The organism is Myxococcales bacterium (assembly GCA_016716835.1).
GTDB lineage: Bacteria > Myxococcota_A > Polyangia > Haliangiales > Haliangiaceae > JADJUW01.
The window spans coordinates 562,384-584,504 of record JADJUW010000002.1 but is presented as its reverse complement, the minus strand read 5'-3'; the positions used below and the strand labels follow the sequence as shown (position 1 = coordinate 584,504).

The 22,121-nt window shown below is 65.2% G+C and carries 20 protein-coding genes; 12 read left to right on the top strand and 8 right to left on the bottom strand.

Annotation, left to right across the window (positions count from 1 at the left end; translation table 11 throughout):
• The first annotated feature begins 95 nt into the window (after positions 1–95).
• From glmU to IPL79_17320, 3 genes are all read left to right on the top strand, one after another.
• Positions 96–1,517, top strand: a complete 1,422-nt coding sequence (glmU, locus tag IPL79_17330) for a bifunctional UDP-N-acetylglucosamine diphosphorylase/glucosamine-1-phosphate N-acetyltransferase GlmU (protein ID MBK9072742.1) — start codon at positions 96–98, stop codon at positions 1,515–1,517.
• Between the two features lie 128 nt (positions 1,518–1,645).
• A complete protein-coding gene (locus tag IPL79_17325; protein ID MBK9072741.1) occupies positions 1,646–1,987 on the top strand; it encodes an SCP2 sterol-binding domain-containing protein in 342 nt (113 codons plus the stop codon).
• 25 nt (positions 1,988–2,012) lie between these two features.
• Entirely contained in the window at positions 2,013–3,152 is a 1,140-nt protein-coding gene (locus tag IPL79_17320; GenBank protein MBK9072740.1) for a CoA transferase, read from the top strand.
• Here the strand turns inward: IPL79_17320 and IPL79_17315 are convergent.
• On the bottom strand, positions 3,149–3,787 hold the full coding sequence (locus tag IPL79_17315; GenBank protein MBK9072739.1) for a hypothetical protein: 639 nt from the start codon (positions 3,785–3,787) through the stop codon (positions 3,149–3,151). The two genes, IPL79_17320 and IPL79_17315, sit on opposite strands and share 4 nt — an antisense overlap.
• Positions 3,788–3,941: 154 nt before the next feature.
• Between IPL79_17315 and IPL79_17310 the strand changes: the two genes are divergently transcribed.
• Entirely contained in the window at positions 3,942–4,409 is a 468-nt protein-coding gene (locus tag IPL79_17310; GenBank protein MBK9072738.1) for a hypothetical protein, read from the top strand.
• Positions 4,406–5,194: a hypothetical protein gene (locus tag IPL79_17305; GenBank protein MBK9072737.1), complete on the top strand. Its 789-nt coding sequence runs from the start codon at positions 4,406–4,408 to the stop codon at positions 5,192–5,194. Before IPL79_17310 ends, IPL79_17305 begins: the two co-directional genes overlap by 4 nt.
• Here the strand turns inward: IPL79_17305 and mgtE are convergent.
• Together mgtE and IPL79_17295 are read right to left on the bottom strand one after the other, a co-directional pair.
• Positions 5,160–6,512, bottom strand: a complete 1,353-nt coding sequence (mgtE, locus tag IPL79_17300; GenBank protein ID MBK9072736.1) for a magnesium transporter — start codon at positions 6,510–6,512, stop codon at positions 5,160–5,162. The two genes, IPL79_17305 and mgtE, sit on opposite strands and share 35 nt — an antisense overlap.
• A 184-nt stretch (positions 6,513–6,696) precedes the next feature.
• Positions 6,697–7,464 carry an SDR family oxidoreductase gene (locus IPL79_17295; protein ID MBK9072735.1) on the bottom strand — a complete coding sequence of 256 codons (768 nt, stop codon included), beginning with the start codon at positions 7,462–7,464 and terminating at the stop codon, positions 6,697–6,699.
• A gap of 85 nt (positions 7,465–7,549) precedes the next feature.
• Here IPL79_17295 and nrdR point away from each other — a divergent pair, with 85 nt between their 5' ends.
• Positions 7,550–8,029 carry a transcriptional repressor NrdR gene (gene nrdR / locus IPL79_17290; GenBank protein ID MBK9072734.1) on the top strand — a complete coding sequence of 160 codons (480 nt, stop codon included), beginning with the start codon at positions 7,550–7,552 and terminating at the stop codon, positions 8,027–8,029.
• 33 nt (positions 8,030–8,062) lie between these two features.
• On the top strand, positions 8,063–8,812 hold the full coding sequence (locus IPL79_17285) for an SDR family oxidoreductase (GenBank protein MBK9072733.1): 750 nt from the start codon (positions 8,063–8,065) through the stop codon (positions 8,810–8,812).
• Between the two features lie 6 nt (positions 8,813–8,818).
• Here IPL79_17285 and IPL79_17280 read toward each other — a convergent pair whose 3' ends face one another.
• Positions 8,819–11,149 carry a zinc-ribbon domain-containing protein gene (locus IPL79_17280; protein MBK9072732.1) on the bottom strand — a complete coding sequence of 777 codons (2,331 nt, stop codon included), beginning with the start codon at positions 11,147–11,149 and terminating at the stop codon, positions 8,819–8,821.
• A 119-nt stretch (positions 11,150–11,268) separates the two neighbouring features.
• On the opposite strand from IPL79_17280, the gene IPL79_17275 reads away from it, so the two are divergent.
• Positions 11,269–11,646: a PilZ domain-containing protein gene (locus IPL79_17275; protein ID MBK9072731.1), complete on the top strand. Its 378-nt coding sequence runs from the start codon at positions 11,269–11,271 to the stop codon at positions 11,644–11,646.
• A 47-nt stretch (positions 11,647–11,693) separates the two neighbouring features.
• Here the strand turns inward: IPL79_17275 and IPL79_17270 are convergent, their stop codons facing one another.
• The 3 genes from IPL79_17270 to IPL79_17260 all read right to left on the bottom strand — a co-directional run bounded on the left by IPL79_17270 (position 11,694) and on the right by IPL79_17260 (position 15,436).
• A complete protein-coding gene (locus tag IPL79_17270; protein ID MBK9072730.1) occupies positions 11,694–13,496 on the bottom strand; it encodes an OmpA family protein in 1,803 nt (600 codons plus the stop codon).
• A 108-nt stretch (positions 13,497–13,604) separates the two neighbouring features.
• Positions 13,605–14,432, bottom strand: coding sequence for an ABC transporter permease (locus tag IPL79_17265; protein MBK9072729.1), 828 nt, complete (start codon positions 14,430–14,432; stop codon positions 13,605–13,607).
• A 23-nt stretch (positions 14,433–14,455) separates the two neighbouring features.
• Positions 14,456–15,436, bottom strand: coding sequence for an ABC transporter ATP-binding protein (locus IPL79_17260; GenBank protein ID MBK9072728.1), 981 nt, complete (start codon positions 15,434–15,436; stop codon positions 14,456–14,458).
• A gap of 117 nt (positions 15,437–15,553) precedes the next feature.
• On the opposite strand from IPL79_17260, the gene IPL79_17255 reads away from it, so the two are divergent.
• From IPL79_17255 to IPL79_17240, 4 genes are read left to right on the top strand one after another with little or no spacing between them, the layout of a single operon-like run.
• Positions 15,554–16,342 carry a DUF4159 domain-containing protein gene (locus IPL79_17255; protein MBK9072727.1) on the top strand — a complete coding sequence of 263 codons (789 nt, stop codon included), beginning with the start codon at positions 15,554–15,556 and terminating at the stop codon, positions 16,340–16,342.
• Positions 16,339–18,819, top strand: a complete 2,481-nt coding sequence (locus IPL79_17250; protein ID MBK9072726.1) for a hypothetical protein — start codon at positions 16,339–16,341, stop codon at positions 18,817–18,819. Before IPL79_17255 ends, IPL79_17250 begins: the two co-directional genes overlap by 4 nt.
• A 44-nt stretch (positions 18,820–18,863) precedes the next feature.
• Positions 18,864–20,072 carry a hypothetical protein gene (locus IPL79_17245; GenBank protein ID MBK9072725.1) on the top strand — a complete coding sequence of 403 codons (1,209 nt, stop codon included), beginning with the start codon at positions 18,864–18,866 and terminating at the stop codon, positions 20,070–20,072.
• Positions 20,044–21,135, top strand: coding sequence for a hypothetical protein (locus tag IPL79_17240; protein MBK9072724.1), 1,092 nt, complete (start codon positions 20,044–20,046; stop codon positions 21,133–21,135). Before IPL79_17245 ends, IPL79_17240 begins: the two co-directional genes overlap by 29 nt.
• 21 nt (positions 21,136–21,156) lie before the next feature.
• On the opposite strand, the gene IPL79_17235 is transcribed toward IPL79_17240, so the two are convergent.
• On the bottom strand, positions 21,157–22,047 hold the full coding sequence (locus tag IPL79_17235) for a hypothetical protein (GenBank protein ID MBK9072723.1): 891 nt from the start codon (positions 22,045–22,047) through the stop codon (positions 21,157–21,159).
• Positions 22,048–22,121: the final 74 nt, after the last annotated feature.

The following is a 22,121-nucleotide window of genomic DNA, read 5'->3' as shown; positions in this document are numbered from 1 at the left end:
CAGAAAGCGCCGCTTCTGCGCACAACAACTACGCGGTATTTTTCTATTTTTCGATGCCTTGGGGGTGACGACGCCCCGTGATATATGGGCCGTTCATGGCACAACCGATTGTTATCATTCTTGCCGCGGGCATGGGCACGCGCATGAAATCACAGCTGCCCAAGGTGTTGCATGCGATCGCGGGCCGTTCGCTCATCGCGTGGGTCATCGAGGCCGCGCGCGGCGCCGGGGCGCAGCAAATCGTCGCCGTGCTCGGCCACAAGTTGGCCGACGTCCGCGGCGCCCTAGATGATCGCTATGGCGTCGGCACGATTGCGGTTGCCGAGCAGGCCGAGCAACGCGGCACCGGCCACGCCGTGCAGTCCGCGCTGCCGCAGCTCGCGAGCGCGCACGATGACCAGATTGTCGTCATCCTCAGCGGCGATGCGCCGCTCATCACGAGCGCCAGCATTGAGCGCTTGGTTGCCGCCTGCCAGGCCTCGCCGGCGGGCATGGCCTTGTTGTCAACCATTCCCGATCGCGACATGCCCTATGGCCGACTGGTGCGCGATGCGCAGGGAAATTTGGCGTCCATCGTCGAACACCTCGATGCGACGCCGGCACAACGCGAGATTCGCGAAACCAATGCCGGCTTCTACGCCGTGCGGCTCGGCCACCTACGCGCGGATTTACAAACGCTTGGCGATCAGAACAAAAAAGGTGAGGTCTATCTCACCGACTTGGTTGCCAAGGCCGCGGCCCGTGGCTTCGCCACCGCGATCGACGCGCCATTTGCCGAGGTCTCGGGCATCAACGATCGCGTCGATCTCGCGCAGGTGGAGCGTTTGGCGCGCCGGCAAATCGCCGAGCGCTGGATGCGCGAGGGCACGACGTTGCAAGATCCCGCGCAGATCTATATCGATGCCGACGTGGTGGCGATCGGCGCCGACACATGGCTTGGCTGCGGCGTCGCGCTGCGCGGCAAGACCACCTTGGGCCGTGGCGTCAAGATCGACTGTGGCGCTATTCTCACCGACGCCGTGATCGGCGACGGCACGGTGGTGAAGCCCTACTCCGTGATCACCGAGACAACGGTCGGCCAAAATGCACAGATTGGGCCGTTTTCGCATTGCCGCCCGGGCACCGAAATCGATGACCGCGTGCACCTCGGCAACTTCGTCGAAACCAAGAAGGCGCAGATCATGGCCGGCGCCAAGGCCAACCACCTTGCCTATCTCGGCGACGTCTTTATTGGCGCTGATGCCAACGTCGGTGCGGGCGTGATCACGTGTAACTACGACGGCTACAGCAAGAACAAGACCACGATCGAAAGCGGCGTCTTCGTCGGTTCGGACTCGCAATTGGTGGCGCCGGTGACGGTTGGGCGCGGTGCCTACGTCGGTTCCGGCACCACGGTGACTAAAGACGTGCCACGAGGTGCGCTTGCGCTCAGCCGTACCCAACAGGTCAACGTCGACGGCTGGGCGGACAAGTATCGCGAGGCACAGGCCAAACGAAAAGCCCGTAACAATACGTAATTATTATAAATTACTCGTATCGCTCCGAGCGATCACGCGGCTAGAGTCGATGGCGTTTCGCTTGACCCTGCGCCACCTGACGCGTTATCCCTTCGGCTACGCCACTCGCGTAAGGACATCCTATGACCATGCCACAATCTGCGACCCAATTATTTGATCAACTCATTCCCGAAGGCCTCAAGAAGTTTCCAGAAAAAGCCAAGGAAATCAACGCGATTTACGGCTTCAAGGTGACCGGCGACGGCGGCGGCGAATGGACCGTCGATCTCACCAGCACGCCACCGACTTGCCTCAAGGGCGACGGCGGCAACTCGCAGTGCACGATCTCGGTCTCCAACGAAGACTTCCAAGCCATGCTCGCCGACCCACAGGCCGCGATGCAGCTTTACTTCCAAGGCAAGCTGCTCGTCACGGGCGATCCGATGCTCGCCATGAAGCTGCAATCCATCGTCGATCTCGCGCGCGCGTAAGCGACGCAAACCCGCGCCGCCAGCCATGCACAATCAAGTCCTGGCGAGCGCGCTGCGCGGTGTAACGGTTTTAGATTTCTCGCGGCTGCTACCGGGACCTTATCTTTCGATGGTGCTTGGCGATCTCGGCGCCGAGGTCATAAAAGTTGAGGACACCGGCGCCGGGGACTACCTGCGCACCATGCCGCCCTTAGTCGGCGACACGTCCGCGCGTTACTTGGCGCTTAACCGCAACAAGCAAAGCGTCGCGCTCGATCTGAAGAGCCAGGCGGGCGCGCAGGCCTGCAAGCAGCTTGTCCGAAAGGCGGACATCGTCATCGAGAGCTTTCGACCGGGCGTCATGGCGCGCCTGGGGCTCGACGACGGCAGCCTGCGCGCCATCAACCCTCGGCTTATCTATTGCGCGATCACCGGCTACGGCCAAACCGGCCCCTATCGCGATCGCGCGGGTCACGATCTCAACTACGTTGCGCTCGCGGGCGTGCTCGGCAATGGGCAGGCCGGCGCGCAGGCAGGCGTGCCAGGCGCACAAATCGGCGATCTGGTGGGCGGTGCGCTCTGGCCCTTGGCAGGCATCTTGGCGGCGCTTTACATGCGCACGCAGACCGGGATTGGCCAATATCTCGACATGTCGATGACCGAGGGCGCGCTTGCGCTGCTCGCCGCAGAGTTGGCCGTGGCCGACCCGCCTCCAGCCAGCGCGGCGGATGCCGAGGCCAACGCCTGGCTCACCGGAGGTGCCGCGACGTACCAAGTCTATGCCACCAGCGACGGCGGGGCGCTCGCAGTGGCGCCGCTGGAAGAAAAATTTGCCACCGCGCTTGTCGAGATTATGCGGCGCGAGCAACCAGGCTTTGTCCTCGCCGATGATGCCTCCACCGCCAAGCAACAACTCGCGACGCTGTTTGCAAGCAAGCCCCGCCATGCGTGGGAGGAGCTCTTCGCGACTGCCGATGTCTGCATCGAGCCCGTGCTGTTGCGCGACGAGCTGCTGGGACACTCGCAGCACCAGGCGCGGCACGTTGCCGCGGCCCACGCCCTGCCCGGCTACGGCGAAGTTACGTATGTGCGGACACCGCTCGCGCCGGCGCGCGCCGATACTGCCGCCCCCCGGCAAGGCCAGCACACGGGCGTGCTAACCAGCGTGACGACGAACAACGTCTAACGCGTGGCCCGTGGTGATTTAAACAGGCCTAAGCGCTTCGCCTCGTCGTAGGTATGCCATTTGACGGTCTTGAGACGTGTGCCGGCGCCGATCACACCGATTCGCGAAATGAAGGGGGTCAAATCGGGGAGCTCAGTGCGCTGGACCCAACTGTTTTCCGTGGCGGCCGCATACCGCGCGGGTGCCCACATGCGCGTCGGAAGCTTGAGTTCGAGGATTGTACCTTCAGCGCTTCGGCCCCGTTTGGTGTAGGCGAAGGCGGTGCGAAGATTGCGTGATAGCCAGATCTCACCGTTTTCGGAATGATTTGACGCCTTGCCGCGAACGCCGGTGGCAACAAATCGTTGCGGTGCCACGCTGAGCCCGCGATACACGGTTATCGCGTCACCCGCTTTGGGATCTGCAATCAACGACGCGGCCAGCGCTGGCAGCGCCTTGGCGATGCGCCCGGCAACCGATCGTGGGTAATGCTTTTTAACCAACGCCGTTGCGACAGGACTGGCCTTGCGCCGAGCCCCGGCATGCGCCGCCGCGGGCAGGACAATACACCCCACCAGCAAGAGCACACACCACGCCCGATGGCAGCGCGAGCGCGCGGCAACAACGTAATAAGGCGAAGGAATTTCCGCGGTCACGACTAAGTTCTCACCTCCAGCAGCAGCAAATCTCGTGCCACCGCGAGGCTATCTCCACGCTTGCGGCGGTGCGTGCGAGCTGCAGTCTGTTGGCCCCAGGCACTATCGGTCCACCGACGTCTGACTCGCTTACGGCACGTGGTAACGTATGGCCATGTCGCTAAGCACGCTGTTGCGTTGGGGATGGGCGGTGGCCCTGCTTGCGGGCCTAGCAGGTCCGAGCCTCGCGCAATCCACTCCCAATCCCGACCAGCCCGATAAGCCCTCGCTGACCGCCAAAGAGCTCGAAACGTATTTTGAGCCCTACGTGCCCGAGGTGAAGAAGTGCTGGCTTACTCATGCCAAAGGCCCCGATGTTAAGGGCGAGCTGCGACTGGAGCTAGTCATTCATCACCACGGCCACATTCGCCGCTTTGCCTTTATGGCGCCCGGCGTCGTCGGAAAGCCGCTCGCTAGGCTCGACGCTTGCCTGCGCAAGCTAAGCAAGAAGTGGTCGTTCCCACAACGCGGCGGCTTCACCACCGCGGTCATTCCATTTTACTACCAACGGACCAACGCGCCAGGCGCGGGGCCCGAAGGCACGTGCCGCACCAAACGCGGCTGCCCGAAAGGTACGCCATGAAACCTAATTCTAGCCTTTTGCTGATCTTGCTCGCCGCAGCGGGGTGTGGCTCTGCCAAGCCAAATGAGCCGACCCCGCCGCCACCCGATGCAAGCAAGGCGCTTCCACGTGATGCCGCCGTCCCGCCTGACGCCAAAGGCCCCGAGATCAAGGCCCACATGCGTGAGCATTTCGCGGTGGTCTCTGCGCTGCAGCTTGCAATCGCGCGCGGCCAATTGGCGGAAGCCCAGGGCTATGCCACGTGGCTCTCCAGCCATGTCGAACCCGAGGTCGAGGGCTGGGCGCCTTATGTTGCCGCGCTTAAAACTGCGGCGAAAAACGTCGCAGCAGCCAAAGACCTGCCAAACGCGGCGGCCGTGGCGCCTGCGCTCGCACGCGCCTGCGCAGGCTGCCATCAAGCGCAGGGCGCGATCGTCGCCTTTACGTGGTCGGAAGCCCCCGAGGCTAGTGACGCGCTCCCCGCGCAGATGCAGCGCCACCAGTGGGCGGCGGCGCGCATGTGGGATGGCCTTGTAGGGCCGTCCGATACGCTCTGGCGCGAGGGGGCCGCGGTGCTGGCGACGACCAAGCTAGATGCCGTTGGCGCTGCCGGCGGCGTACCGCGCGGCGACGTCGGTGCGCTGGCGAGCAACATCAGGCAGCTCGCTACCAAGGCGGAAGCCTTGACGGATCAGGATGAACGCGCCGCGCTGTATGGCGAGTTGCTCTCGACCTGCGCCGGCTGCCACATGCTCGTGCGGCCGCAGCCCGTTACAAAAACAGCCCCGCCAGCAGAAAATAAATAATCAGGCCCGTCACGTCGACCAGCGTCGCGACGAACGGCGCCGAGGCGCTCGCCGGATCGGCGCCGAGGCGGCGCAGCACGAACGGCAACATCGCGCCCGCCATGGTGCCAAAAATCACCACGCCAACCAGGCTAAAGCCCACCGTGAGCGCGAACGCGAGATATTGCGCCGCCTGCGGCCCGTATTGATCGAGCCACCCCATCGCGCCCCACGCATAAACGCGCACCCAGCCAATGATGCCAAGCAGCCCCCCCAGCGACAGCCCGATGATTAGCTCGCGCCGCGCGACGCGCCACCAATCGGCCGCGCGTACTTCGCCGAGTGCCATCGCGCGAATGACCAGGGTCGACGCCTGCGAGCCCGAATTGCCGCCGCTGGCGATGATCAGCGGCATGAACAAGGTGAGCAGCGCGACGGTTTCGATTTGATGCTGAAATAGCCCAAGCGCGGTGGCCGTGAGCATGCCGCCCAGTTGCAGCACCACCAACCATACCCCGCGTTTTTTGAACATCTCCAGCCACGACGACTGCAAGTACGGATCGTCGAGCGCGGCCATACCGCCGAATTTCTGGATGTCCTCGGTCGCCTCTTCCTGCACCACGTCGACGATGTCGTCGACGGTGACGATGCCCTTCATGACGCCAAGCGCGTCAACCACGGGAATGGTGTTGAGATCGTTTTCGGCAAACACGCGGCTGACCGTCTCCTGGTCCATCTCGTCGGTGACGCACACCACGTCCGAGGTCATGACGTCGGCGACGGTCTTTTGCGGATCGGCGATAAAAAGCTCGCGAAACGACACCGCGCCAATGAGCTTGGAGTCGGCGTCGAGCACGTAGGCGTGATAAATGGTTTCGAGCTGACCACGCGCCTGCCGCCGCAAATAGCTGATCGCCTCATCGACGGTCATCTGCGGGCGCAGGCGCGCATAACGCGGGTTCATGAGGCCACCGGCCTCGTCGTCCTCGTACGTAAGCAGCGCATGCACCTCGCTGCGCGTGCGGGCATCGAGCAGGTTCATCAGCGCGCCGCGTTCGTCCTCTTCGGCGGCCTGGACGACGTCGGCAATGTCATCGGGCTCGAGGATGCGCAGCCACATGCGGCGCTGATTCGGCCGCCAAAAGAGCAGCAACTGGGCCTGATCGGTGGAAGGCAGCGCGGTGAAGAACTCCTCGCTGTCCTTGGTATCTAGGAGCTGCAGGCCGTTGGATTTGTCTTGAATGTCGAGCAACGCCCACGCGTCGCGGAGTTCGTCAAAAGAAAGTGGCTCGTACGCGGGGCTGACGACCTGCTCATCGAGCGCGAGCAGCTCGGTCATGTCGACGACCGCCGAATCCTCGCCCCGGCTTTCGGCGACCGCGCGAATTTCGGCGGTTACCTCCTGCGCCAGCCTTGGATGCAGCTCGCTGGCGAACGCGGGGGCCTCACCTCCCTGGTCGTTTTCGTCCGGGGTCGACATGAAGGGCACCCTGCCGGAAGCCTCAAAGAAAAGCTAGCGCAGACTACATCGAAAGGCCGCCATCGACGTCGATGACGCGGCCGTTGAAGTAGTCGCATTCGAGGACAAATTTCACCGCGACCCAGATGTCTTCGGGGACGCCGACGCGGCCGACGGGAATTGCCGCAACCAGCGCATCGCGCGCCTTTTGATTCATCCCCTGGGTCATCGGGGTTTCGATCATGCCCGGCGCGATGGCGCCGACGCGAATGCCAAACGCCGCGAACTCCTTGGACCACGTCACGGTATTGGCCGCCAGCGCCGCCTTGGCCGCGGTATAGTTTGACTGGCCGCGGTTGCCGTGGCGCGCGATCGACGACATGTTGACGATGACGCCTGGGCGCTGTTCGCTGGCCGCCATCTTCGCGACCATGTCGCGCACCATGAACGTGGCGCCGGTGAGGTTGACGTCGAGCACTTGCTGCCATTGCGCGGCGGAGAGCTTGGTAATTTCGCCGGTGGTCTTGTCTTTCTTGACCAAGAGGCCATCGCGCAAGATGCCGGCGTTGTTGATGAGGCCGTTGAGGCCGCCCATGGCTCCGTGCGCCCAGTCAACAAAGGCGGTGACCTCGGCCTCCTTGGAAACGTCGAGCTTTTTGGTGAAGACCTTGCCGGGCAGCCCCTTGGTCGCTTCGGCCAAGGCCGCGAGCCCCTCTTCCATAATATCGGCGGCGGCGACCGACGCGCCGGCCTCGGCAAGCCGCTTGGTAAAGTGCGCGCCCATGCCCTGGGCGGCACCGGTAACGATGATCTTGAGGTTGCTGAGGTTCATGGCGATCAAATAGCGCAAAAGCGCCCCCGGGTGGCCCGCCGGGCACGAAATTCCGTTGCCGTTATCGGTGTGCTACGGTGGCGCCGTGCAGTGCCCCTATTGCGGCAGCGACAGCCAAGTCAGCGAGACCCGCATGAGCACCGACGGCATGCGTCGGCGGCGCCTGTGCGGCACTTGCAAGCGTCGCTTTACGACCTATGAAAAAATAGGTTCGCCGCCGCTGCGGGTTGAAAAGCGGGCGGGCCATTTCCAGCCGTTTGACAGCGACAAGATGCTGCGCGCGCTGCGACGCGTGTGCAAGGGTCGTCCCGAGGTGCGCGACGAAGATCTGCGGCGGCTGGTGCGCGACATCGAGGCGAGCCTGCTCGACGCCGGCAAGAAGGCGACGCGGTGGTCCGAGCTAGTGCAAGAGACCTTGCGGCGCCTCGCCGCGATCGATGCCATTGCCGCCCGGCGGCTCGAAATAAACTATCTCGACGATGGCGGCAAGCTGAGCTTTCACGCCGGCCCCTTGCCCCGCGGCGGCGCCGAGCAGCTTGGGCTGTTTGCCGAGGGCGACGCGTAGCGTGGTCCCGTGGGTTTCGTGTAGCGTTGCGGCATGGACCTAGGGCTTAGCGGCAAGCGCATCTTGGTGGCTGGGGCATCGCGCGGCATTGGCCGTGCGATCGTCGAGACGTTGCTCGCCGAGGGCGCTGCCGTCACCGCGGTCGCGCGCGGCGCGGATGGGCTGGCGACGCTTGTCACCGAGTTGGCGAGCCCTACCCTTACGACGTTGGTTGCCGACGTCGCCACCGCGGAGGGCGTCGCGGCCGCGTTTGCCGACGGCCCCTTTGACGGCGTCGTCGCCAACGTCGGGCGTTCCTTTGCGCGCCATGCCCGCGAGATGGATGACGATGATTTTGCGCAATCGCTCACGGCAAACCTATGGACGTCCATGCGGGTCGCGCAAGCCGCGGCGCGCGCGCTTGCGACGGCGCAGCGCCCCGGCGCGATCGTCCTCGTCGGATCCATTTTTGGTCGCGAGGCTGGAGGCGCGCCCGGCTACAACATCGCCAAGGCCGGCGTCATCGCCATGGGCAAGGCGTTGGCGCGGGACTGGGCGAGCCACGGCATTCGCGTCAACACCGTCGCGCCGGGATCGATACGATTTTCCGGCAGCAGCTGGGATCGCCGCGCCGAGGCGGATCCGGAGGGCATCAAGCAATTTGTCGCGCGAGAGATTCCGGGCGGGCGCTTTGGCACCACGCGCGAGATAGCCAACGTCGTCGCGTTTTTGCTCGGCGAGACGGCGTCATGGGTAAATGGTGCCACCGTTGTCGTCGATGGCGGGCAATCGCGGGCCTTCTAACCAGGATTAGTCAGGTGAGGCGACGGGGCCGGACGGCTCCACGGTAGCTGCGGCATCGGCAGGGACGACCGGCGTTACGGGCGGTGGCGATGGCGCGTCGGGTGCGGGTGTTGGCGTAGGGGTAGGCGTTGGTCGATCGCTACCCGCGGCGCCCAAGCGATCGAGCTGGCGCTTGGCCACTGCCGAGCCCGGATACACTTCGAGGTACTCTTTGTACGCCGCGATGGCCTCGGCCGTGCGGCCCTGTTGCACATAAGCCTCGGCAACGCCGCGCAGCGCAGGCTCGAACTTGCGGGAAACCGCAAGCGCCTGGCGAAACTTGGCGTGCGCGCTCGCAAATTCGCTTGCCGAGAGATGGCAAAAGGCGGCACCCGCAAGCGCCTCAACGCTGGCGGGGCGCATGGCTAAGGCCTTTTGATAGAGCGGCATGGCTGTCCGACAATCGGACTCGGCAGCGCGGTCGGCGCGCGCCAGCACGCGATCGTAGGATTCTTCTCCCTGCCCGTCGCTCGTTACGACGCCATCCGCCGACGTCGTCGCATTGTCGACGTTGGCATGCAATTTCTCGGCGATGCGGCGCGCCACAACGTGGGTAGGCACCACGGCCAGCACCGCGGCCGCGGTGGAAGTCGCCGCCTCGGTCTCGGTCGCCAACGCCGCCACCATGGCCAACCGAACTTGCGGCCGAACCTCACCTCGCGCCGAGGCGCCTTGTGCCTCCAGCTTGGCAAGCGCGGCTCGACTCGCCGCCGTCGCGCCATCGCGAATGCCCACCATCGCGCGTTCGAGGGCGACGGCCACCGCATAAGCGGGCGCGCCCGCCGCGGACAAATAGGTCTCGACCTCGCGCGCTGGTTTTTTTTGCAGCCTCGCGATCCCCGCCATCGCGAGCGAGGCATCGGGATTGGCGCCTTCTTTTAACGCGCGCTGCGCGGCGGCCACGGCCGCAAGCAAGGCGGCCTGCGCCTTATCGCGCCGCCCTCGCTTGTCCGCTTCGTCCGCTAACGCTTCGAGATCAAAGTGTTGCTGAGCCACGGCAACAAGCATCCGCGCTTGCAGACCTTGACGCTGCGCGTTTGTCAGCGCGCCTTGCGCCGCTGCATCGCTGGCCGCTCCCAGCTCCAGCGCGGCAGCCTCGAGCTCACCCAAGACGTCGCGCCCCAAGATGGCGTCGTAGGACGCCAGGGCCTCCGCAAGCAACGTCGCGGTATTGGTGGCGTCCTGCGCGCCATCTAGCGCCGGCGCGCCATCGCCCACGGCGGCATCACCCGACGTCATTGGCGTCGCCACCGGCCCCGAGCCCGACGACCCGCCAAAACCAAGCATGCGCGCCACCACGAACCCCGACACAACGATCACCAGCACCGCGACTAAGGCGATCCACTTGCCGAGCCGCGAATCGCCGCCGCGCGCATAGCCTGGCAGCTCGGGATAGTCAGGCGGAGGCTCGCTGCGCGCCGCGTCGCGCCGCACAAAGGCAGCTTCCGCCGGCGCGTCGGTATTTAGTGCCAAACGCGCGCGGCCGCGAAACCCAGGCTCGGGGTTTGGGCGTATTTCGTGAGCGCGCGAGGTTGAAGGTACACCGGCTGCCGCAGCTGCCGACGCCGCTGCCATTGCGGCCGCGGGCACCGGGGGCGGCACCGACGCACGCGACGGCCGCGCCGCGCGCTCGCCGGCCGCAGCCGCCGCCGGTGACGAAGCGGCTCCCGCTTGCGCGGCGACCACGCCCGGCACGCCAAAGACGCGCTCGGTCGCCTGTGGCCCAAGTGGTTGCGGTACCGCCGTACTTGGACGCTTGCGCTGGGCGGTGTCTTGGCTCTCGCTCGCCGCGCGTCCCGATGGGCGCGCGTCCGGCCGCACGCGTCCTGGCAACGGCGCGGCGCCCGCATGCAATTCGTCGGCGAGCTTAAAGTATGGCGCTAGCTCGGGAATGTCGCCAAGCCGCTTCCAGGTCGATTCATTGCGCGAAATAAACGCTTCGCGATCGGCCCGTCCACTGACGATCCATTGTTGCAACGTCGAAAGTTCGGCACACGTCGCCGTGCCCCCGTCGGCGAATCGGACGAACCATTGCTTGGACGAGGCTGCATTGTTAGGCGCGCCAAATCCAAGGCTGGTGTTGCGACTTTGCCGGCCGCGCGGGGCGCTCACGGGATTTTGCGCCGCCGGGTTGTTGGTCGCAAGCGCGATCGGATCGGTGGCGCCCCCACGCGTCGACGTCTCACCGACGCGAAAGATGTGAAGACATTGGGTGCACTTGACGGTCACGCCGCCCGGTTTCAGCCGTGCGTCGTCCAGCTCGTAGACCGTCTGACATTGATCGCACCTAACGTCCATGGCGCAGTCGTCTAGGTACCACGGCCACCTGGGGCTGTCATCTTTCTTGCCCGACGCGGACGCGGCGCGGCAGATCTTCCCCCCTATGGCGGCAGGGCGGCTTCTGCTACCATGGAGGGATGCCTAGTCCCGGCTCCTCCCAACAACGCGCCGCGGAGCGCGTTGCGGTGTCAGCCTTTGTCCGCGTCATGGCACGTGGCGACGCCAAGGAGTTTGTCTTTCGCACCCGCGATATGTCCACCGCGGGGCTGTTCTTGGCGACGCGCGTCGTCAAGATGTACCCCTTTCGCGTCGGCACGGTGCTCGACGTCGAGCTTTACGATGATCATGAATCCGTCTCGTGTCGCGCCGAGGTCGTGCGCATTGTCGCCGAAGACTCCGCCCCCGCGAGCGCCGACCCCGATGGGTGCGGTTTTGGGGTGCGCATTGTCGAGTGCCAGCCGCAAGACCATGCGCGCCTCAAGAGTTGGATCGCGCGCGCGCTGACCGCAGGCTAACGGCGCGCTAGCCTACGTACCCGTTGTGACCGACTAGCGGCGACGGGCTAGTTGACGATCTTGAACTCGACGCGGCGGTTCTTGGCACGGCCGGCCTTGGTATCGTTTGAGTCGACCGGCATGGTCTCGCCAAAGCCCTGGCCTTGCAGCCGATCCGCTGCGACGCCGCGCTCGATGAGATACGCCTTCACCGAATCGGCACGCCGCTGCGATAAGTCGAGGTTGCTGTCATCGTTGCCTTGGCTATCGGTGTGGCCTTCGACGCGAATCTTGGCGATGCGCGTTTGCGCGGTGATCACCGCCGCCACGTTATTCAGCAGCGGATAGCTCTTCTTCAAGATCACGTCGCTGTTGGTCTTGAAGTACACGATATCGAGGATCTGCAGGCCGGTGTCGGTGATGACCACCTGCTGCTTGGCTTTGCAACCCTGATTTTCCTTGGTGCCTGCCTCGGATGGGCAGTTGTCGAGCCGGTCGACCACGCCATCGCCGTCGCCATCGGTATCTGGACAGCCATTGTTTTCGGCCGGCCCAGGCTCGAGCGGGCACTTATCGGTGGCGTCGAACACGCCGTCCTTGTCGTTGTCGAGATCTGGGCAGCCGTTGTCGTCTTCGAAGCCATCGAGGTCTTCGGCTTCATCCGGGCATTTGTCGGTGTCGTCGGCGAGGCCATCGCCATCGCGATCGCCAATGTCTGGGCAGCCGTCGTCATCGGCGAACTGGTTGACGGTTTCGGGCTCATTTGGACACTTGTCGGCGCCATCTAAGAAGCCATCCTTGTCGTTGTCAGCCTCGGGACAGCCGTCCACATCCTCGTACTTATCGAAGTCTTCGCGATCGTTGACGCAAGCATCATTCGCATCGCTGATGCCGTCGCCATCGGTGTCGCTTGACTTGGCGGCGACATCGGCAAGGCTGCCGCCGATGCGGACGCCACCGAGGGCGCGCCAGTCTGGCGTCCCAAAACCTTCGTTTAGGCCCACGCCGCCGGTCGCGAACAGCTGCACCGATTGCCGCCGGCCCAAATTGTACGCGAGGCCGAACAAGAGCTCCGCGGGGTCTGACGACACGCGGCTGAAAAATTCGTCCTTGGCCGAGCCAAGTTGAACCCCGGCCTGCACCTCGAGCGCGCGATCTGGTCCGACGCCCAGCGCGACCGCCGCACGCCCAAACAGCTCGTCATCGACGACCAGGTCGGCGAGCGTTGACTGCTTGCGCATGATGTAGCCGAGGTTTAGCGAGAAGCGCAGCGGCCCCGCGCCGAAAGACGCGAGCAACGCTGGTGAAAGCGCCCAATCGCGCTCGCCGCGGTAGGCCTCGCCGCCACCGCTGCCGATGATGCCTTCGCCCAAGATAGCCAGATTTAGGCCACCCTTGAGCAGCTGGGCCTTGAGCCCAAGGCGGGTATCGCCAAGCGAAAACCCCGAAATGTCATCGAGCTCGCCAACCACGGCCGGATTGCTTGCCGGCCGATTGGTGGTGCCAATGAGCCCAAGCGCCGCAAACGCCTGCAGCCGCGCATGCACCGCGTACGAGAGGCCGAGTTCCCCGCCGAAGCGCTCGTGGACCAAGGCCCCTTGGCGGACGCGCTCGCCGTCCACAAGGCGATAAAGCACCAACGGATCGTTGGCGTAGCCAAACCACGCGCTGACGTCCCAATAGCCGCGATAAGGAATATCAGCGCTTTCCGCGGTCAGGATGCCAAGCTTGTCGGCCGCGAGTCGATAGCGCTCCACCGAGAAGTTGGCCGGTTCATCGACGACTTGCGCGGAGGCCGTCGGCATCGCGGTTGCGAACGCTCCCACCGCCACGGCCGCCGTCATCCACAACGAATGCTTGCTGGTACTCATATGTTGGCTAATATTTTGGGTTTATCCGCTCACCAACGCAACAAACTGGCGCGGCTTTGTCGCCGGGGTTATGTAAGTGTATCCCCCACGCCTACGCGCGCCGCGTCGTTACACAAAGTCGCGGCGTTGAAAAATAACGCAGGCAAGCGCGAGCAGACCGGCGATCCACAGCGCGCCATACGCCGTGGCCTGCGTTACGTACTCCCATCCAACAAAGCCGCCATGAAGGCTGACGTGCTGGCCCGCGACCTCGCGGCCCGAGATCACGAAGGTGTGCAGGTCGGGGATCACCCACAGCATGCCCTTGACCACGGCCCCGGCCAACCCAGACTGCTTGGCGGCGATGGCCTGCAGGTCTGGCGTTAGGTTGCCGACCGCGAACAGACCGAGCGCGAACAGGCCCGACAAAAAGGGGCTGGAAAACGATGAAAAGAAGATTGCGACCGCGGCGACGGTGAGAATGCCGACGTAGGCCAACCACGTGGCCTTAACCACGTTGCTGCTCATCACGCCAAGCTCGCCCTTGACGAGGTCGCTGCCGTGCCCGATGTCGAGCATCATCATCGCGAGCATGCCGCCGATAAAAAATGCCGCGAGCACCGAGAGCACCAACGTCATGCCGACATATTTACCGACGACAAACTCCCAGCGTTCAATGGGCTTGGAGATAATCGAATGGATGGTCCGGCGCTGCACCTCGACATAGAGCAAGACGACGCCGAGAAAGATCGCGATCAGCGAGCCAAAGAAGGAAATGCTGCTCACGGCGACATCGCGCATCATGCGCGTCTGATCGGCGAGATTCATTTCGGACATGAAGAGGCCCACGCCGTTGACCAAGAAGACCAAGGCGATGATGCCGTAGAGCACGCGCATGCGCACGGCCTCGCGAAAGGTGTTGAGGGCGATGGCCCAAATGCGTCCCAAAAATCCCATGGTTCATTCCCTGCGAGGTTGCGTTACGGCACAAAGGTTTCGACGGCGTCGCCGGCATGGCGCATGAACACATCTTCGAGCGATTCTTTCCTCGGCTCGACGCGCGCGATCTTGCCGTGATGCGCTTGGATGACGCCAATCGCGGCATCGATCGAAATATCGGGTGGCAACGAGATCACGGTCAAGGCGCCACGGACTTCGGACTTGGGCGGCGTGGGCCCAAGCTCAAGCAAGGCCTGCGCGAGCGGCGCATCACCATCTCGGTATGAAATTTCAGCGCCGCGATCGCCGGCGGCGACCAACTCTTGCGGCGTGCCGGCGGCGCGGATAACACCCTTGGCAACGATCGCGACGCGGTCGGCGATGGTCTCGACGTCGTTGAGAATATGCGTCGAAAAGAACACCGTCTTGCCGCGCGCCTTGAGCTCGACAATGAGATCACGCACCTCTTTGCGCCCGATCGGATCGAGCCCGCTCATCGGCTCATCAAGCACCACCAGCTCGGGGTCGTTCATGAGCGCCTGCGCCAGCCCCGCGCGTTGCATCATGCCCTTGGAAAATTTACGCAAGCTCTTGCCACGGCCATGATCTAGGCCGACGCGCGAGATAAGTTGGTTGGCGCGTTGCTTGCGGGTGGCCGCGTCGACGCCGTAGATCCGGCCCGACAGATCGCACAGCTCCTCGACCGTAAGGTAGTCGTAAAAGTACGGATGCTCCGGCAAAAATCCGAGGCGCGCGCGAGCCGCACGGCTTGGAATTTGGTTGCCGAAAATAGAGGCCTTGCCACTGGTGGCGTGAATGAGCCCCATGAGGATGCGGATCGTCGTGGTCTTGCCGGCGCCGTTGGGCCCCAGAAAACCAAAAATTTCGCCTTGCCGAACGTCAAAGCTTACCCCGCCAAGCGCCTGCACTTTTTTGCGGCGAAACGGCGTGCGATAGGCCTTGGTAAGGTCTGAAACCGAAATGACAGCCTTGCGTTCGCGCTCTAGCGTGGTAGCGACCATAGTCCTTGCTTGGCCCAGCGCGGCCAACCCCTTGCGAGAAATACTAGCCACCCGGCCACGAGGTGTCGAGCGTAGCCCTGTGCAATTTCAAGGGATTCACGCTAGGCTCGGCGCAGCTTGCTGCCCACGCGACGAGATTTTCTAGCTGCGATCGGCCTGGCTCCCGCCTTGACCGCGCTCGCCAGCGCCGCGCCCTCGCGTGCGGTGACGCCGCTCGCGTGGCTTGACCTTGCCTCGGATCGCGAGGCGCGCGCGGTGGCGACGCGCACGTGGGCCATCGAACTTGGCAAACGCACGGCCGCTACCCCAGGCACCGCGGTGCCGATGATTGGTCCGAGCTGGCGCGAGCTGAAGCAGTATCCGCTGGTCATCTTGTGCGGCCAAACCGCGATGCGGCCGTTGTCGGCCAGCGAGATCACCGCGCTTGCGCGCTACCTTACGGTTGGCGGCACGTTGGTGATCGACTCGTTCGAGCCGGCGCTCAGCGCGCGCTTCGATCAATCGGTGCGTCAGCTAGTCGATCAGCTTGCGGCGCAAACGGGGGGCGCCGAGCTTGCGCCGCTCAAGGCCGATCACGTGCTGTATCGAAGTTTTTATGTCCTACCCGGCGCCGTGGGACGCGTTGCCGTTGGCCAGGCCGTGGAAGCGGCCGTGATCGGCGAGCGGCTCGGCATTATCTACACCAGATGTGATCTGCTTGGGGCGCTGCTTAAAAATCCCGCCGGCGCCTTTGCGCTGCCGTGCGCGCCAGGCGGCGAGGCGCAACGCGAACAGGCGATGCGGCTGGCCGTCAATATCTCCATGTACGCGCTGTGCCTGGACTACAAAAATGACCAAGCTCATCTCCCGGCGATCCTGGAGCGGCGACGTCATCGCCCGCAAGACGGCGCGACGGCCATGCCATGAACGCCCTCCTCTCGCCGTGGGCCCTCGCGATCGCCCTTGTGCTTGCCACCGCGGCCGCGCTGGCCGCGCATGCGATGCGACGGCGCTCGGTGCCCGCGGCGACGCTCTTGCTTGCGGTCGCCATTTCCGTGGTGATGCTAATCGGCGTCGACATGGGCTTGTCGTTGCTGGTAAGCCAGGCCATCGCAGACCACGAGTACAATGATCTGCGGTGGATCTTTACCTCGCCGCTTTCATGGCCCGTGCGCGGCGGCTTGTTTGCTGCGGGCGCCGCGGCAATCTATCTCGGCTGGCGCGGTGGCCGCGGCCTGGGCTGGAAGCGCCGCACGACGATCGCCGCCGTGCGCGCGACCGGGGTCGCCCTGTTGTGCTTTGTCGCGCTAGGCCCCGCCATCGAACTGCGCCGCGTGGTGCGGCAGCAGGGTCACGTCGCGATCATCGTCGACACGTCATGGTCGATGGCGGCGCGCAATGGCGCGGCGTCACGGCTCGGTACCGCCATGGCCATGCTTGAGCGCTCGGCGCCGGCCTTGGCCAGCCTCGCGGGCACGTACGAGCTGCGTTGGTATGCGCTCAGCCGCGCGCTGGCGCCCGCCAGCCTCGCCGCGCTGGCGGCGCAGGCGGCCGCAACCTCGGCGCCCGCGGACCCGGCGCGCATGCACACCAATCTGCTCGCGGCCATTGGCGATTTGGCGAAGCAGGCCGCGGACGGCGAGCTCGCGGGCATCGTCATCGTGTCTGATGGTATCGATACCAGCGGCGCCGACGTCAGCGCCGCCTTGGCCGCGCTGCGCGCCGCGCAGGCGCCCATCCATACGATCGGCGTCGGCACCCACCTGCGCGACGTAGCGGTCACCGAGCTCGTCGCCGAGCCATTTGCCTTCGTGCGCACCGTCGCCTCGGCGACCGCACGCGTCACCTGCCGCGGCTTTGCCGCCAGCGCGGCGGTTGCCACCTTGCGCCTCAACGGCGTCCCCGCGCGCCGCAAGGAGCTAACGCTTTGCGGCGGTGACGAGCAGGAGGCCAGCACCACGCTGCGCTTTGAATTTGCGCCGCAACTGCCGGGCACCATGATCGTCGAGATCGAGGTCGCGCCCCTGGCCGATGAGGCCAGCCCCGACAACAATCGCGTCGCCACCACCATCTCCGTCGTGCGCGACAAGGTGCGCGTGCTGCAACTCGCGGGCGCACCATCATGGGACGTCCGCGCCATGCGCCAGCAGCTTCGCCACAACCCCAATCTCGAGGTTGTCTCGTTCTACGTCTTGCGTCACCAAGACGATGTCGCCCCGGCCAGCGACGCCGAGCTCAGCCTGATCGCATTCCCCTCGGCGGAGTTGTTTGATGAGGTGTTGCCGTCGTTTGATTTGGTGATCTTGCAGAACTTCGACTACCAAACCGATGACCTCGCCGACCACCTCGACGAGCTAGCCGCCTATGTCACCAAGGGTGGCGGGCTGATCATCCTCGGCGGCGATCTTGCGTTTGGCAGCGATGGCCCCGGCGCGTACGCGGGCACGCCGCTGGGCGCGCTGCTGCCCTTTGCCTTGCCGCCGCAAACCACGCGCGACGAAACGCCGTTTCGCCCGCAACTCACCGCCGCCGGCGCGACGCACGCCGCCACCCGCATCGCCCCCGACAAGGCGATCAATCGCGAGATCTGGCTTGGCAGCGCCCTGCACCAAGGCACCCACGTCGTCGGCGATCTCGTCGACGGCGCGGTGGCGCTCGCGACACATCCCACGCGCCTCACGCCGCTGGGGCGCGCCATGCCCGTGCTCGCCGCGCACGCCGTGGGCGAGGGACGCGTCTTGGCGCTGACGACCGACTCGCTCTGGCGCTTGTGGTTCGAGGGCAGCGAGGCCAAGACGTCGAGCGGTCGCGATTATCAATTGCTCGTCCAGGCCATGGCGCAATGGGCCATGCGCGATGACAACAGCCGGCTGCTCGCCTTGGGCGGCGCCGAGCGAGTGTCCACCGAGGCGCCGGCCGCCATGCTGACGGTGGCCCTGAAATCGCCCCGCGGTGACCCGATGAAGGCAACCGAGGTGCGCCTAACCATCGATGAGACGTCGCAACATGTCCTCACCACCGACGACGCGGGCGGCGCGACCTTGGCGCTGGCGTCGGTGCCAGGCGCCAGCACGCCAGGCGCCCATGTCGCCACCGCGCGCGCCACCATCGCCGGCCTGGCGCATGCGGCGACGCTGCGCTGGTTGGTCGAGGGCGCGGCGCATGAGCTAAGCAACCCAAGTCCCGACTTTGCGCGGCTGGCGCGCCTTAGCGAAGCAACCGCTGGCGTCCACTTGATCGAGCCCTCGACGCTGCCGCGAACGCTGAATTTTGCGACGCCGAAACGGGCGCGGATCGCGGCCGCGACAAATATTCGGATCTGGAATCATCCGCTGTTGTTTGCCGCCTTGGTGGCGCTCTGGCTCGCGGAATGGCTCCTACGCCGCCGCGGCGGCTATCTGTAGCGGCGCCGGCTTGGCACCGCTGCCGCAAGGGGGTACAAGACGGCATGCTGCCGGTTGATAGCCTCGTTACCGACCTGATTTTCAAGGCCAACGCCCCCATGGATCAAGCGACGCTGCTCGCGGCGCTCGGCGGCGAGGAGGCGCTGGCGTCCAAGGCGGTCATCGAGCCCGATTCCATCGACCCGCGGCTCGACGTCCAGCTTGGGCCAACGCGCCCCTTTCGCGGTCGTGGCGAGGGGCGCCTGCTCATCGTCGACGACTCGGTCGCGCCGCTCCGCGCCGACCCGCAAAAAGATTTTGTCGTCGAAAAAGATCTGCGTCCGGCCAAAGAGGCCCTGATCGCGATGTGCCAGGCCTTGCCGGTCAAGCTGGGGCGCATCATGGCCCTGGGCAGCGTCGGCGATGCGGTGATGGTCGCGCGCTCGCCGCGCGACTTGCGCGGCATGGCGCTGGTGATGTGGATCATGGACCCCCAGGCCGATGTCTCCGGCAAGCGCCGCGCGACGCCGCTGGCGCAAAAAGAATTCGAAGAAAAGATCATGGCGTTCGACAAACGCCTCGACGAAATTTCCGACGACGACATCCTCGCGAGCCTGCGCGGCGTCAACTGGGAACGTCGTGGCGACTTGATCGTCGTCGACGTGCTCGATCACAATGGGCACTGGGATCTGCGGCACTCGATCGCGCTGGAGCAAATGCTCGCGGCGATCGACCGCTTTTCGCTTATTCCCGGCGCGCCGGCGAGCAAACGCAAGGAGGTGCCAGGCACCGTGGCCCCGGCGGCCGCAGCGGTTGCGCCCGCGGCAAGCGCGCCTTCGCCCGCGCCGGCGGCCGCGCCAGCACCAGCACCAGCAGGTCCGCCGCTGCGCAGCGCCGAGGTCGGCGCCAAGCTGATGTTGCTCTTTCCCGCCGAGCGCTTTGATCTCGAGATCGCCGCGGCCTTGGGCAAAAAAGATTGGGATCGCATCATCACGGCCAACGACGGCCTCAGCGGGTCACAGCGCGATCGGATGTTTCGCGAGGGCGCCGAATGGGTGGCACCGCTTGAGTTTCTGTCGGAGGTGTTTGTCGACGGCAAGCCCTTGAACAAGCAGGCTTTTGAGGCGGGCAGCGAGCCCGGACCGAGCGGCACGCGCACCATGGCCGTGCATTTCCCGCGCTTTGGGCCCGTGGTGCTTATCGATCTCGCCGGCCGAGGGCGCTATGTTACCTCCGCCACCACCCATGCCTCGGACGTTATCAAACTGCTCTAGTCACGGATCGCGCGCCAGCTGGCGCCTGCTGGTTGGCTCTGCCCTCGCCGTTGCCCTCGCCGTTGCCCCGGCGCATGCTTGGGCCGAGGACGAAGGCGATGACGAGAGCGATGAAGCCGCGCCCGATGAGGCCGGCGAACCCAAGACGGGGGCTGATCGCAGCAACGTCAAGAGCGATTTCACCGCGCTGCCCGCGGGCGTGTGGCTGGTCCGCGACCAGGCGCTTTGGCACGTGGGGACCAAGGGTGGCGCGCCCAAACGCCGTGGCCACCTGCCGGGCGAAGGCGGCGATGCCACCGCGCTGATGGCGAGCCCCAGCGGCAAGACGCTGGCCGTTGAGGTGAGCGGCGGCTGGTGGTACGGCCTCGCGCCGGGCGACGGCAAGGAGGTCACGTGGAAAAAGCTGCCGTGCGCCGCGCAGGTGACGCTGCACGATGACCAGGTATTTTGCTTGCTCGATGCCGCGCGCCAGCTTTGGGGCGCGGGCGCGCTGCCGCTGGCAAAACCGCGCACGCTGACGCTGCCCGCGGGGGCGCAGGCGAACTTGCTGCACAACGGCGATCTGGTGTGGACGAGCCCCACGGGCGTGATGCGCGCCAAGGGCCTCGACATCGCGCACGCCCGCGTCGTGGGCGCCGAGGCGCCGCGCGAGCGCTTTGCCGTCGCGCCCGATGGCACGGTAGCGCTTGGCCGCTTCGACGCCACCGTGCGCCAGGCAGGCGTCAAGACCACCGCGCCACGGCTGTTTTCGCTGCGCCTCGATGGCGCCAGCGCCAAGCGACGCAGCACGCACGATGCCAAGCCGATCGCGTGGTCCGAAGACGCGCAATGGGTGTTGGTGCAAGACGACGACAAGGCATGCATCATCGCCGCCACCGGGGGCCACTATCGCTGCTTTGAACATCACACCGCGCTGGATATCTCGCCCTCGGGCGAATGGGCGCTCATGCGCGAGGCCACCGGCGGCAAGCTCTTGCGCGGCCAACGTTCCGGCACCAAGGCACCGCCGCCGGTCGCGATCTCGAGCGACGCGGCGACGCTGGCGATCTGGGATCACCGCTAACGGCCGGCGAGGCGGCGCGGCCTATTGCTGCGCGAGCCGCACGATGAACTCGGCGCCGCCGCGGTCGTGATTGCCCCACGAGATGGTGCCGCCGAGCGAACGCACGATCATGTGGCAGATCCAGAGGCCAAGCCCGGTGCCCTGGCCGACCGGTTTGGTCGTAAAAAATGGCTCGGTAATGTGCGCCAACGCCTCGGGCGCAATGCCCTTACCGGAGTCGCGAACGTGAATGGCGACGCACGGCTCGTCTTTGCGCGTCTGCTCTACCGCGATCTCGATCTCAACCCACGGCGCGACGCCCTCATTGGCGCGCGCGGCGGAAATGCCATTGGAGACGATGTTCATCATCACCTGCCCCAGGCGGCCCGGGTGCCCGAGCACGTCGGGCAAGGGCGAGGCGATGGTCTTGCGAATCTCAACGGCGTGGCCCGTGGTGAGCAATTGCAGCGTGCTGGTGAGGATCTGCGCGAGGTTGCACGGCACCAGCTCCGAGTGATCAATGCGCGAGAAGTCGCGCATGTCCTGCACCAGCGACATCGTGCGCTCGGCGCCGGTCTGCATCGCCGCGATGAGCGGCTGCCAATCCGCGGCCAGCGCCTGATAGTCGATCTTGGCCTTGTGCTCCGCGAGCTTTTGCCGCACCGCCGGCGGCAGCTCGAGCGCATCGATGCTGTCGATGAGCCCAACTAAATCGCTCATGTACTGGCGGAGGAAATCGAGATTGCCATAGATAAAATTGAGCGGATTGTTGATTTCGTGCGCGATGCCGGCGATGAGCTGGCCGAGCGACGACATCTTATCGTTGTGCAGCAGGCGCTCATCGACCTGGGCCGCAAGGTCCGGCAGGCTGTCGCGCGCGAGGCGCGGCGGCACCGAGCTGCGATAGCGATCCGACGGTTTCTCGATGGTCACGGCTGATAGTAACGAGATGATGAGGCCAGCTCAAGCGCAGCCACCATCGCTCCGCTGTGGTTATGGCACCTACT